General features: G+C 71.6%; 11 protein-coding genes. 6 read left to right on the plus strand and 5 right to left on the minus strand.

Features of this window, described 5'->3' with window-relative positions; translation table 11 throughout:
* Window positions 1-60: 60 nt before the first annotated feature.
* Window positions 61-1,083, minus strand: coding sequence for a hypothetical protein (locus ACFC0G_RS30270; RefSeq protein ID WP_376409124.1), 1,023 nt, complete (start codon window positions 1,081-1,083; stop codon window positions 61-63).
* 228 nt (window positions 1,084-1,311) lie between these two features.
* Here ACFC0G_RS30270 and ACFC0G_RS30275 point away from each other — a divergent pair, with 228 nt between their 5' ends.
* From ACFC0G_RS30275 to ACFC0G_RS30290, 4 genes are all read left to right on the plus strand, one after another.
* Window positions 1,312-1,470, plus strand: coding sequence for a hypothetical protein (locus ACFC0G_RS30275; protein ID WP_376409127.1), 159 nt, complete (start codon window positions 1,312-1,314; stop codon window positions 1,468-1,470).
* 186 nt (window positions 1,471-1,656) lie between these two features.
* Window positions 1,657-4,536, plus strand: coding sequence for a class IV lanthionine synthetase LanL (gene lanL, locus ACFC0G_RS30280; protein ID WP_376409130.1), 2,880 nt, complete (start codon window positions 1,657-1,659; stop codon window positions 4,534-4,536).
* 59 nt (window positions 4,537-4,595) lie between these two features.
* Entirely contained in the window at window positions 4,596-4,721 is a 126-nt protein-coding gene (locus ACFC0G_RS30285; protein WP_198540420.1) for an ALQxL family class IV lanthipeptide, read from the plus strand.
* A 237-nt stretch (window positions 4,722-4,958) separates the two neighbouring features.
* The gene (locus ACFC0G_RS30290) at window positions 4,959-5,555 is read left to right on the plus strand and encodes a DUF1349 domain-containing protein (protein WP_376409133.1); all 597 of its coding nucleotides are present in this window, start codon (window positions 4,959-4,961) and stop codon (window positions 5,553-5,555) included.
* 168 nt (window positions 5,556-5,723) lie between these two features.
* Here ACFC0G_RS30290 and katG read toward each other — a convergent pair whose 3' ends face one another.
* Complete coding sequence (gene katG, locus ACFC0G_RS30295; RefSeq protein ID WP_376409135.1) at window positions 5,724-7,913, minus strand: catalase/peroxidase HPI; 2,190 nt, start codon at window positions 7,911-7,913, stop codon at window positions 5,724-5,726.
* Between the two features lie 352 nt (window positions 7,914-8,265).
* On the opposite strand from katG, the gene ACFC0G_RS30300 reads away from it, so the two are divergent.
* Window positions 8,266-8,694 carry a Fur family transcriptional regulator gene (locus tag ACFC0G_RS30300; protein ID WP_376409137.1) on the plus strand — a complete coding sequence of 143 codons (429 nt, stop codon included), beginning with the start codon at window positions 8,266-8,268 and terminating at the stop codon, window positions 8,692-8,694.
* 33 nt (window positions 8,695-8,727) lie between these two features.
* On the opposite strand, the gene ACFC0G_RS30305 is transcribed toward ACFC0G_RS30300, so the two are convergent.
* Window positions 8,728-9,519 carry a class E sortase gene (locus tag ACFC0G_RS30305; RefSeq protein WP_376409140.1) on the minus strand — a complete coding sequence of 264 codons (792 nt, stop codon included), beginning with the start codon at window positions 9,517-9,519 and terminating at the stop codon, window positions 8,728-8,730.
* A gap of 254 nt (window positions 9,520-9,773) precedes the next feature.
* Here ACFC0G_RS30305 and ACFC0G_RS30310 point away from each other — a divergent pair, with 254 nt between their 5' ends.
* Complete coding sequence (locus ACFC0G_RS30310; RefSeq protein ID WP_376409143.1) at window positions 9,774-10,964, plus strand: serine hydrolase domain-containing protein; 1,191 nt, start codon at window positions 9,774-9,776, stop codon at window positions 10,962-10,964.
* Between the two features lie 7 nt (window positions 10,965-10,971).
* On the opposite strand, the gene ACFC0G_RS30315 is transcribed toward ACFC0G_RS30310, so the two are convergent.
* On the minus strand, window positions 10,972-11,790 hold the full coding sequence (locus ACFC0G_RS30315; RefSeq protein WP_376409146.1) for an SDR family NAD(P)-dependent oxidoreductase: 819 nt from the start codon (window positions 11,788-11,790) through the stop codon (window positions 10,972-10,974).
* 141 nt (window positions 11,791-11,931) lie between these two features.
* Window positions 11,932-12,810 (minus strand): hypothetical protein, encoded by an 879-nt coding sequence (locus ACFC0G_RS30320; RefSeq protein ID WP_376409149.1) that lies wholly within the window; start codon window positions 12,808-12,810, stop codon window positions 11,932-11,934.
* Window positions 12,811-12,924: the final 114 nt, after the last annotated feature.

Raw genomic sequence — 12,924 nt, forward strand, 5'->3', positions numbered from 1 at the left:
GCCCGGGGTCGTTCGGGCGGCGAAGCCGGTGGACATCCGGACATCGCACCCGGTCACGGATCAGCGGGCGGAGGCGTCCGTCGCGATCTCCGCTCCGGTGAGACCGGCGCGTTCCGCGAGGGCGCCGCCCTGGAATCGGCTCTCCGCCCCCAACTCCTCCAGGAGATCGGCGATGTGACGGCGGCAGGTGCGGAGCGACATCCCCATGCGCCTGGCGATCACCTCGTCCTTGGCGCCCTCCGCGAGCAGCCCCACCAGCGCCCGCCGCAAGCTGTGGCCGACCTCCTTGTAGGCGGCCTCGCTGGTGCCCCGGAACGGGGCCGCCCCGGACCAGTGCTGCTCGAAGACCCTGCAGAGGTACGCCACCACGTCAGGGTCCCGGACGAGCACCGCCCCCTCGCCCGTACCGCCGTCGGCGCGCCGGGGCAGAAAGGCCACGGACCGGTCGAAGACCACGGCCCGGTCGGGCAGTTCGGCGGCGGTGCGGTACTCGGCGCCGGCCTCGGTGAGCCTCTCCACGTACCCCTGGGTGGACAGGCTGGCCCGTGCCGAGTGCTGGTACAGGGTGCGCATGCGCACACCCCGGCCGAGCATCGCCACATCCCGCTCGACGGCGTCCCCGAGGCGGTGCGGTGCCCGGCCGCCACCGGGCTGGATGCTGAACACCTCCTCCCGGCAGCGGGCCGATTCCTCGGTGAGCATCGCGGAGGCGGAGGCCATGTCGGGCAGCACGTCGAAGCCCTCCCGGCGGCCCTGCTCGCGCCGCGCGGCGCGGTAGTGCGGCATCAGGGAGTGCAGTTCGTCGCGGAGCGACTGGGCCCGCACGGCGGCCCGCGCGAGCTCCGCCTCCAGCGGGCCGACCACCTCCGCCGCCGCGGCGTCCGGGCTGACCGGAATCAGTTCCTCGGGCCTGCCGGGAGCCGGTCTGAGGAGGCGTAGCCGTTGCAGGGTGCCGCAGGCCGCCTCCACCTCCTCCTGGCTCAGACCGAGAGCCGGAAGCACGTCCGGTGTCCGGCGCGCGAGGCTGCCGCGCTCCAGTACGTACGCGAAGACGGCGACGGCTCTCGCGTCCAGCCGAGGCATTCCGTCCACATCCATCCCAGTAGTCACGTGTTTCCCCCGTGATGCGGCCCTGCTACTTCCGTGCCATGCAGGGTATTGCCAGGTCATGGCGCTGGACCAAGCGGGCCCGCCGGGATGAACTGGAGGTGTCCGGCCGAGGGAAACCCCATCAGGCCGACATTCGACGTGAACCCGCCAGACGCGGATGTTCCCGCCTGCCAGCTCACCTCCCGAACCAGGAGTCGCACCATGTCCGTTGCCGTCCGCTGCCTCCTTCTCCTCACGGTCCTGCTCGCCGGCGGTGCCACCGCCGCCACGGCGGACGGCGGACCGGGGACGGCGCGGACGGTCGCCGGGAGCCCCCTGGACACCAGTTGGGGCGACGACTACGTCCGGCCCGTCCTCTAAGGCCTGTCGACCCTGATCCGCGGACAGGCCCCAGGGGCTCGTCGAGTGCTCGTTCCCATGCGAAAGGCGAGGACGAAGAGCGTGTCGTCACCCACTGTGAGCCCTTCCCCGTCCGGCCCCGGGCCCCGGCGGTCGCGCGCGGAGAGCCCGTCGGACCTCGCGCTGCTTCCCGACATCGTGCGTGCCGTGATCGCCCGGAGCGCACCGGGGACGGAGAGCGGTGGGCGCGGAAGGGCGGCAGCCGGGCCGGTGGACTGGAGCGTCGAGCAGGGTGAGTTCTGGTGCCATGTCGTACCCGGCGAGTCGGTCGGGCGTGCCCAGGGCTGGAAGATCCACGTCCCGGCCACCCCGCTCTCGGCAGCTCTGGTCCTGGCCCGTTCCGCCGAGGTGCTCGTCGCCCACGGCGCGGCCTTCAAGTTCGCGGGGAGTCCCGCCAGGGTCGCCGCGCTGGTGTCCGGGCGCTTCGCGCGGGGCGGCGGCGGCAAGTTCCTGACCGTGTACCCGGCCGACGACGACCGGTTCAGGCTGCTCGCCGAGGAACTGCACCGGGCCACCGAGGGGCTGCCCGGCCCCGCGGTCCTCTCCGACCGGCGCTACCGGCCCGACAGCCAGGTCTTCTACCGGTACGGCGTGTTCAGGGGAGTCCGTGAGCTGACGGCCGACGGTGCCTTCGCCGCCCGCCTCACCGACCCCGAGGGCCGGCCGGTCGCCGACGAGCGCAACGCCTGGTTCACCCCGCCGGCCTGGGCCGGAGACCCGTTCCCCGACCGTCCGGCCGCCCCGGCCCGCAGCACGGCCACGGCCAAGCCCGTCCTCCTGAACGACCGCTTCCTGGTACGGGGCGCGATCCAGCACTCCAACAAGGGCGGGGTGTTCCGCGCCGAGGACACCCGGACCGGCGAGCAGGTCGTCGTCAAGCAGGCACGGCCCCACGTGGGAGCCGGCCTCGAAGGGCTCGACGTCCGGGACCTGCTGCGCCGCGAGGCCGCGCTGCTCGAACGGTTCGGCGGCGCGCGCCCCGACCGTGTCCCCGGGCTCGTCGAGGTGTTCGAGCAGCAGGGCAGCGTGTTCCTGGCCACCGCGTCGGTACCGGGGGCGACGCTGCGGCGCACCGTCGCCGAGCGACTGGCCAGGGACGGCAGTGGATGCCCCGACGACCGTACCGCCGACTCCCTGGTCCGGCAGCTCGTCGAGCTCGTCGCCACCGCCCACGAACTGGGCGTCACCCTGCACGACTTCAACCCCAACAACGTCATGGTCACCCCGGACGGACGACTCGTCCTGATCGACCTGGAGATGGCGGCCCGGGAGGGGGAGCGATGGGTTCTCGGCGCCACCCCCGGCTACACCGCCCCCGAGCTGCGCACCGTCGACCAGGTGGCACCCGCGTTGCCGCCGACCGCCGACCTGTACGCCCTCGGCGCGACCGTCCTGCACGCCGTCAGCGGCGCCGATCCCCTCTTCGCCGAGGACCTGCCGCGGGACACGGCCCGGCCGGACGAGCGGCGCCTGGCGTGCCTCGTGGAACTGCTGGCCCGCGACCACGCGCTCGTACGCCGCTTCTCGCCGCTGATCCGGGGGTTGATGCGGGACGAACCCGACGACCGCTGGACCCTGGAGCGGGCGCGGGAGTTCCTCACGGGCGGCCAGGGGGCGTCGACGTCGCCGGAGCGGGTGGACGATCAGGCGAGGTCGGTCGATCAGGCGAGGTCGGTTGATCAGGCGAGGTCGGTCGCTCAGGCCAACGAGGTCGAGCCGAACCGGACCCCTGGTCCGGCGACGCGGGAGAAGCACCCGGACGACGCCGCGACCACACGCGCACGGCTCCTGCACGACGGCATCGCCCACCTTCTGGCCACGATGCGTCCGAACGACCCCGAACGGCTGTGGGCCTCGGACACCTTCGGCGAGACCTGCGATCCGGTGGCCGTGCAGCACGGCTCGGCGGGCGGCGTCGCCCTGCTTGCCCGGGCCCTGGACCAATGGGCCGCCGGCACGACCGGGCCGTTCAACACCCCGGCGACCGGGGCGACACCGCCCGTGACCCGCGAGGCGCTCGCCGAGGGCCTCCGCTCCGCAGCCCGCTGGACGGCGGGACGGCATGACGCTCTGCCGGGCAACCTGCCGGGTCTGCACTTCGGCCGCTCAGGTACGGCCTGGGCCCTGCTCGACGCCGCGCGGGCGCTGGACGACACCGCTCTGGCGGACCGCGCCGTCGCACTGGCGCTCGCCCTCCCCGTCGACTGGCCCAACCCGGACGTCTGCCACGGAGCGGCCGGCTCCGGTCTGACTCAGCTCCACTTCTGGCGCACCACCGGGGATCCGCGGTTCCTGGACCGTGCCGCACAGGTCGCGGACGGGCTCCTGGACGCCGCTCGGCGTACCCCCGAGGGGCTGTTCTGGCCGGTGCCGGAGGACTTCGGGTCGGCTCTCGCGGGTGCCTGGCACTACGGCTTCGCGCACGGCGTGGCCGGGGTCGGCACCTTCCTCCTGCTCGCGGCGGAGGCCACCGGGAACGCACGCCTCCTCGACGCGGCCACCGAAGCGGGAGCCACCCTCGTGGCCGCCGCCCGCAGCGGACCAGCCGGTGCGCTCTGGCCCGTCGACCGCGCCCGCCACCTCTCCGACTCCCCGGAGCTCGCCCGCCACTGGTGCAGCGGCTCGTCCGGCGTCGGGACCTTCCTGGTCCGGCTCTGGGCGGCCACCGGCGCGTCCGACAAGGTCCTGCGCGACCTGGTGGACGGCGCGGCCCTCGCGGTACGGGCCGGCCGGGTGACCGACTCGCCGGCCACCTGCCACGGGCTCGCGGGCAACGCCGAGTTCCTGCTCGACGCCGCCGTACGGACGGGCGACGAGAGCCACGCTGCCGCCGCCGAACTGCTGGTCGAGCACCTCGCCGCCCAGGCCGTGCTGCGCGACGGGCGCCTCCTGGTGCCCGACGAGAACCGCAGGACCGTCCTCGCCGAGTACGCCACCGGCCTCGCAGGAAGCCTCTCCCTGCTGCTGCGCATGCGGTGCGGAGGCCCCCGAGCCTGGCTGCCCGAGGGCGGTCCGGCCCACCCCTGAGTGTCCGGTGGCCGCCGGCCACCGGCATCCCGTCGAAGCAACCGAAGAAGGAGACCGTCATGACGGAGTTCGACATCGATGCCCTGCAGGTTCTGCCCGAGGAGGTCCGCACCGAGGACGCCCGCGGTGAGGAGCACGCCGCCGCGCTGATCACGGCCTGCCGCTGGCTCACCAGCGGCTGCTGACCCACCCCGTGACCGGGCGGCGCACCTCCATGGCCGCCCGGGTGGGGACCGGCGTGCGGCCGGTCCCCACCCGCCGGGGAGGACCCGACACGCCACCGGCCGCCATGATCTCCCCGTGATCCGTCCTACGGTTCGGGCAGTGCTCCAGGACTCCGTGGATCTGGACTTTCGGGCCAGTTCATGGATCTTCGTGGCTTCTCCTTGAGAGAGCCCGCCCAGGTCGTCAGGGTGGGCGTCATGACCTTGGAAGCCACTCTGGCGAACGCTCGGTACTGGGCAGAGCCCCCGGCCGCCCTCGAACTCGACGACGACGTGCTGACCGTGGAGGCGGGTGCCAGGACGGACGTCTTCACCAACCCGCTGACCGGTGAGGTCAGGAACGACGCGGCACGTGCCCTCCTGGTCCCACCCTCCGGCGACTGGCAGTTCTCGGCCCGTCTCCGTGTGGACTTCCGAGCGCCGTGGGACGCCGGCGCCGTGGTCGTCTGGTCGGCACCGGACGTCTGGGCCAAGCTCAACTTCGAGCAGTCGCCCGACGGCCCGCCCACGGTGTACTCGGTCGTCACACGGGGGCTCTCGGACGACGCCGTGGGATGGCCCCTCCACCACGGTCCGGTCTGGCTGAGGATCAGCCGCGTCGACGGCGGCTTCGCCTTCCACACATCGCTCGACGGCGAATCCTGGCGCCTGGCGCGCCAGTTCGGTCTGGACAGCGCGCCCGACGTGCGGGTCGGGATCGAAGTCCAGTCCCCGGTCGGAGACGGCTGTGTCGTCCGATTCGACCGCATGACGCTGACGCCGTCGCGGCTGCCCCACCTCTTCGACGGGCGCTGACCGGTACCGCTACCCGAGGGGCGGGGGCGGGGCATTCTCAACCTGTCGGGCGGTGGTCCGGGCGGTGGTCCGGGCGGTGAGGTCGATGCTGACGACTGACCTCACCGCCCGGACCGGATCCCGATGGTGTCCCGGTCCGCCGGTGGGCGGACTACCGGGACGTCGGGCTCAGGCGAGGTCGAACCGGTCGAGGTTCATCACCTTGTCCCACGCCGCCGCGAAATCACGCACGAACTTCCCTCCCGCGTCCCCGGCGGCGTAGACCTCCGCGAGCGCTCGGAGCTGGGAGTGCGAACCGAAGACGAGGTCGACGGCCGTCGCCGTCCACTTGGTCTCGCCCGTGGCGCGGTCCCGGCCCTCGTACACGTTCTCCTGCGAGGTCGAGGGCTTCCACTCCGTTCCCATGTCCAGCAGGTTGACGAAGAAGTCGTTGGTCAGCGCCTCCGGCCTGTCGGTGAGGACACCGTGCGGGGACCGCCCGAAGCCCGTGTTCAGCGCCCGCATGCCGCCGGTCAGCACGGTCATCTCGGGAGCGGTCAGTGTCAACATGCCGGCGCGGTCCAGCAGGAGGGTCTCCGGCGACAACTTCTCGCCCGCCCGGAGGTAGTTGCGGAACCCGTCCGCCCGGGGTTCGAGCACCGAGAACGACTCCACGTCCGTCTGCTCCTGCGAAGCGTCCGTGCGCCCCGGTGCGAACGGGACCGTGATGTCGTGCCCGGCGTTCTTCGCGGCTTGCTCGACGGCCGCGCAGCCGCCCAGGACGATCAGGTCGGCGAGCGAGATCTTCGTACCGCCGGAGGGCGAGTCGTTGAAGTCCTGCTGGAGCCGCTCAAGGGTCTGCAACACCTCGGCCACTTGCGGCAGGTCGTTGACCTCCCAGTCCCGCTGCGGTGCGAGCCGGATCCGCGCCCCGTTGGCCCCGCCGCGCTTGTCGGTGCCGCGGAAGCTCGCCGCCGATGCCCAGGCGGTGGTGACCAGCTGGGAGACGGACAGCCCCGAGGCGAGGATCCTCGCCTTGAGGGCAGCGATGTCCTCGTCCCCGACCAGCTGGTGATCGACCTGGGGCACGGGGTCCTGCCACAGCTGAGGCTCGGGAATCCACGGGCCGAGGTAGCGCGAGAGGGGTCCCATGTCGCGGTGCAGCAGCTTGTACCACGCCTTGGCGAACGCGTCCGCGAGCTTCTCCGGGTTCTCGTGGAAGCTCTTCGCGATCGGTGCGTAGACCGGATCCAGCTTCAACGAGAGGTCCGTCGTCAGCATCATGGGAGCGTGCCGCTTCGACGGGTCATGAGCGTCGGGCACCGTGCCCTTCGCCGCGGGATCCGTGGGAGTCCACTGCTGAGCACCGGCCGGGCTGGTCGTCAGCTCCCACTCGTACCGGAACAGGTTGTCCAGGTACCCGTTGTCCCACGTCGTCGGCTTGGAGGTCCATGCGCCCTCGAGCCCGCTGGTGACTGTGTCCGCGCCGTTGCCGCTGCCGTACGTGTTCCGCCAGCCGAGGCCCTGCTGTTCGACGGGACAGGCCTCGGGTTCCGGACCGATGTACGCGGGATCGACCGCGCCATGGCATTTTCCGAACGTGTGGCCGCCGATGATGAGCGCGGCCGTCTCCTCGTCGTTCATCGCCATGCGCGCGAACGTCTCGCGGATGTCCTTCGCGGCCGCGATCGGATCGGGGGTGCCGTTGGGCCCCTCCGGATTGACGTAGATCAGTCCCATCTGTACGGCGCCGAAAGGCCCGGTGAGTTCCCTGTCGCCGCTGTAGCGTTCGTCTCCCAGCCAGGTGTCCTCGGGCCCCCAGAAGATCTCCTCGGGTTCCCAGATGTCCTCTCGGCCGAAGCCGAATCCGAACGTCTTGAATCCCATCGATTCCATGGCGCAGTTGCCGGCGAAGACGAGAAGATCGGCCCAGGAGATTTTCCGGCCGTATTTCTGCTTGACCGGCCAGAGGAGACGGCGCGCCTTGTCGAGGCTCGCGTTGTCCGGCCAACTGTTGAGAGGGGCGAAGCGTTGGGCGCCGGAGCCGCCACCACCTCGTCCGTCGGCGATGCGGTACGTGCCCGCGGCGTGCCAGCTCATCCGGATGAAGAGCGGCCCGTAGTGTCCGTAGTCGGCCGGCCACCAGTCCTGCGACGCCGTCATCACCTCGATGACGTCGCGCTTCAGCGCGTCGACGTCGAGGGTCGCGAACTCTTCCGCGTAGTCGAAGTCCTCGTCCATCGGATTCGACTGGGGCGAATGCTGGTGGAGAACCTGAAGGTCCAGTTGCTCGGGCCACCAGTCCCGGTTCGTCCTCGGCCGGGTCGGCGTGGGAGTGGGGGTGGGGATTACCGGATTCTCGCTTTCGCTGCCGGACACGTCCGTCCTTCTTCCTGTCTTGGTGTTCCGTCCGCTGTCTGTTTGCTCCGGACGGCGTACGCATTTCTCTGCTGCCGAGCGTCGTGCCCCGCGCCCGTCCGTGTCATGACGCCGGGACCGCGTCGGCGTCCGTATGGTCGCGCACCGTGGACCGCACCGGCACGGAAACACGCAGAGCGCCCCCGCATAACAACGTCGAATTCCGAGGAGAGGTGGCATTTTCTGATCATCGTGATCGCGTCGCCGGAATCCGCTCGGATCCGGGAAGTCGCCCCATCCGCTTCCTGCCGGAACCTGGACCTCTGCCGGTAAACTCCCGTCACCCCACTGAGCCTGAACAAGGTGAACCCACATGAGCGACCTGCTGGAGCGCATGCGAGGGCGTGGCTGGCGGATGACGCCCCAGCGACGTGTCGTCACCGAGGTCCTCGACGGCGAACACGTCCATCTCACGGCCGACGAGGTGCACGCGCGCGCCGTACAGCGGCTGCCCGAGATCTCCCGAGCGACCGTCTACAACACCCTGGGCGAACTGGTCTTGCTCGGTGAGGTGGTGGAAGTCTCCGCCCAGGGCCGCGCGAAACGCTACGACCCCAACGCGCACCACCCGCACCAGCACCTGGTGTGCTCCCGCTGCGGCACCATCCGCGACGTCCACCCGACCGGCGATCCCCTGGCCGCTCTCCCGGAGCAGGAGCGCTTCGGCTTCACGGTGTCCGAGGTCGAGGTCACCTACCACGGACTGTGCCCCCGGTGCGCGTCCGATCCGCCGCACGTGTGATCCGCTCCGGTCCGCTACGCCGCGCCCGCGTCGCTAGGCCGTCCGCGTCGAGACCAGCATGCCGATCTTGTCTATGCGGTGCTCGGGGTTGTTCTGGGCGTCTCGCCAGAAGTTGCCTGCCGCGTCGTCCTCCGGCGTCGCGCAGGTGGAAAGCGTGAGCATGGCCCGGGTGGGCTTCCCGTCCGGCTCACCCGGCACCGCGGCCCGCTGTTCGGCGAGTGAGCGGGCGGAGCGGAAGGACGTGGTCCGGGTCTCGACGATCTCGTAGGTGTAGACGGTGCCCTCAGCGGTGATGTGCACCAGGTCCCCGACCTCGACCGAGGGCAGGTCGCGCAGGGGTCCGCCGGCCGAGAGCCGGTGGGCGGTCACCAGGTAGTTGCCGATCTCGCCCGGCCCCACACCTCCGCGCTCCCCGTACGGGCTCGCCGCCACGCCACGATCCTGGATGCGGGTGCCCTCGCGGTCGTCGGTCGTACCCTCGTACGGCGTGACGTGCAGGTTCTCGATGCCGATCGACGGTATGGACATCTCGGCGGTGACAGGCTCCTGCGGCGAGGGAGCCGGCGGCGTGGCCGGAGCGGCCGAGGCCGTGAGGGGAGGGGCCGTGGCCGTGGAGTCCGGTGACGAGGTCGAGAGGACCACCGACGTCGGGCCGTGCACGCCTGTGCCCGTACCGCTACCGCCGCTTCCGCCCGCGCAGCCGGCCGGCGCGGCGACGACCGCCACCACTGTGGCGACCCCGGCGACGGCGGCGAGCAGAGCCCAGCGGGGGCCGCGGCCTCCGTGCCGGCCCTGACGCGGGGACCCACCACACTCGGCACCCATACCCCCAGGATGGCCCACACCCCACTCCCCACGCCAGGGCACCCGCGCCGGCCGCGACAAGCCGCGCTGCCCGGGCGTGGCAGGCCGCAGCGCCCCGACGGGCATCGCCCCGCCGGTACCTCTCAGGCCGGGCCAGGCGGTGTCTGGGCCGGACGGAGCATCGGGCAGGCGAGTCCCGGCGGTGCGTCCGATGCTGGGACGGACCCTCTTCAACCGGGTGCGCGTCCGCCCGGCGTCATCGTGAAGGAGCTCCTGTGGCGGCACGTACTCACCACCGTTCCCGCTCGCGCGCACGGCTGCGGCTGTCCGTCGCCGGCCTGGCCGCGTCCGCGGTGCTCGGCGCCCTGGTCCAGCCCGTACAGGCCACAGGCACACCGGCCCCCCACGACAAGGACCTGCAGAAGCAACTGAACGACCTCGTCCGTACGTCGGGAGGACCGCCCGGAGTGATCGCGCTGCTGCGGCAGGGCGACCGGACGGCCGTCTACCGGGCGGGCGTCGCCGACACGGGGACCGGCCGTCCGCCCCGAACGACCGACCACATGCGGATCGCGAGCGTTGCCAAGGCCTTCAGCGGTGCGGTCGCCCTGCGCCTGGTGGACCGGAAGGCGCTGGACCTCGACGACACGATCGGCGAGCGCCTGCCGTCACTGCCCGCCGCATGGCACAAGGTGTCGCTCGGCCAGTTGCTCGACCACACCAGCGGGCTGCCCGACTTCTCGGCGGCGCCGGCGTTCCTCGCGATCCTGCGGGAAGACCCCAGGCATCACTTCGACTCGCGCCGGCTGCTCGACTTCGTCGCCGAAAAGGACCTGCTGTTCCCGGCGGGATCGAAGTACTCGTACTCGAACTCCGACAACATCGCCGTCGCGCTGATGGCCGAAGCGGCCACGGGACAGCGGTACGAGCGGCTGCTCGAGCAGCTCGTGTACCGGCCCCTGGGCCTGCGTCAGACCAGCCTGCCCCAGGGCTACCGGATGCCGAGGCCGTACCTGCACGGCTACGACGTGACGCCACCCGCCCCGCCGGAGGACATCAGCGAGGTCCTCAGCGCGTCGGGCGTCTGGGCCTCCGGCGGTATCGTCTCGACGCCGAAGGACCTCAACGCCTTCGTCCGCGCCTGGGCCGGTGGACGCGGCTTCCTGACGGAGGAGACGCGCCGCCGGCAGCGGACCTTCATCCCCGGTGCCGCCTCGGAGCCCGCGGGCCCCGGCGTCAACGCGGGCGGACTGGCGATCTTCCGCTACACGACGCGGTGCGGCACCGTCTACGGCCATACCGGCAACTTCCCGGGCTACACCCAGCTGGCGGTCGGCACGGCGGACGGCAAGCGGTCCCTCACGTTCTCGATCACCACCCAGACCAGCAAGAGCGTCAAGCCGGAACTGCTGGCCAAGGTCCGCGCCGTCCAGGAGGACTTCGTCTGCGCCCTGCTGAGGCGCTGACGGTCGGTCAGGCCCGCGGGGTGCGTGGCTCCAGCCGGAACTCGAAGCCGAGGGTGCCCGGGTCGAGTGCGGTCGCGCCGCCGTCGACGGTGAGCGTCGCACCGTTCACGAACGAGGCGGCGGGCGACAGCAGCCAGGCGATGGCCTCCGCGACCTCGTGCGGCTCACCGGGACGCCCGGCGGGCAGGACCCGGGTCACCTCCTCGTACGCCGCTTCCAGGCCGTTCCCGTCCAGGCCCGCCTCTTCGGCGAACCGGTTCATTCGGCGGTCGGCCATGTCGGTGCGCACCCAGCTCGGGCACACGGTGTTGGCGCGCAGCCCCACGCCCCCGTAGTCGACCGCGAGCGAGCGGCACAGCTGGAGCAGCGCCGCTTTGGAGGTGGCGTAGGCGGCGTTGCCGACGCCGTTGCGCAGGGCGGACACCGAGGCCACGGCGACCACCGCGCCGCGGGCGGCGAGCAGGTGGGGGAGCGCGGCGCGCAGCAGCAGGAACGGACCGGTGAGGTTGGTCCGCATGACCTCGTCCCAGTCCTCCAGGGTCACCTCGCCCACCCCGCCGCCCCGCCCGATGCCGGCGTTGAGCACCAGTCCGTCGAGCCGCCCGTACGTGCCGACCACTGTCTCGACCAGCGAAACCACCGCGGCGGGGTCCCCGATGTCCGACGGTACGGGCAGGGCGCCGGTCTCCTCGGCGACCAGCCGCAGCGGCTCGGGGCGGCGCCCGGACACCGCCACCTTGTGCCCCGCCCGGGCCAACGACTGCGCGGTCGCCGCCCCGATCCCCGTTCCGCCCCCGGTCACCAGGTACACGCGCTCGTCCGCCATGTCCGCCACCTCAACCGTGCTCGTCCGCCGTCCCCGTCCCGGCGATCTTAGGCGCGCGCCGCCCCGGGGCCGGGCCGGCCGGCGAACCGGCGCCGGAGGCGGTGTGCGTTTCCCGGCCCGTCCAACGTGGGGGCCACACCTCTAGGCGTCGTGCGTCATGGGGTAGGTGTCCCCGTCGATCCACAGCTTGTTGCTGTCGGTGACGAAAAGGAAAAGCCCTACTGAGGGCGGGGGGTTACGCAGGTAGGCAACGGCGGACTCGGTGAGTCGGACCCTGCCGGCTCCGAGGTGAGTGATCCCCGCCGGTTCCGTACGGTCGGCGAGCCACTCCGCCCGCGCCACGCCCATGACCACGGTGTACCCCCGCGTTCGGCCCGACGGTTCCGAAAGGCGTACGAGGTCGTCGTACCGGGCGAAGGTCAGGACGGTGTCCAGAGCCTCCTCGAAGGTCTGTGGCCCCAGGAACTCCTTGTTCCTGAAGGTGCCGCCGTGCGGGACCCGGGCATAGGAGACCCACGTCGAACCCGAAGACACGACGTGGCCGACCGGGAACCCGTCCGGACTGCCGTGATTCAGGCGAACGGACACGGCCTGCTCACCGGGCCCTCCCATGGAGGGCTCCCGGTAGAGGAAGAGATTGCGCACCTCCAGCCGCTCCCTGAGGGCCGGCGTGATGCGGTTGATGTCCACCGGCTTCGCCTTCACGGCTGCCTGCGGCCTCGCAGATCGAACGAAGTCGATTTCCACGGATGCGAGGAACGGGGCGACCCTCGCGCAGTCCCAGCCGATGGGCTCTATTCGAGCGACGATCAGGTCGATCTCCTTGCGGATCTTCCGCATGGACAACCTGGCGCGGGTGTCGATGTCGAAGACGGCGCTGAAGGTCTCGTCACCCCGGTCGAACGCCGCCTTGGCGTCCGAGACCAGTTTGTTCATCCGTAACGCGTGCATCAAACCCATGTTTCCCCCTGATCCGCTTCCGACGGCTCGGAGCCGCCCGACCACCGGGTGGAACTGCATGATTCGCGAGAGCAGGGGACCATGGTCTCGCACGGATCCCGGGGGCGGTAGACCGGCCATGAGGGCCGGTGTGCGGTTCGGATCTTGCTTGGTACGGCGAGCGGACGCCCGAGG

Source organism: Streptomyces sp. NPDC056169 (assembly GCF_042268445.1).
Lineage (GTDB): Bacteria > Actinomycetota > Actinomycetes > Streptomycetales > Streptomycetaceae > Streptomyces.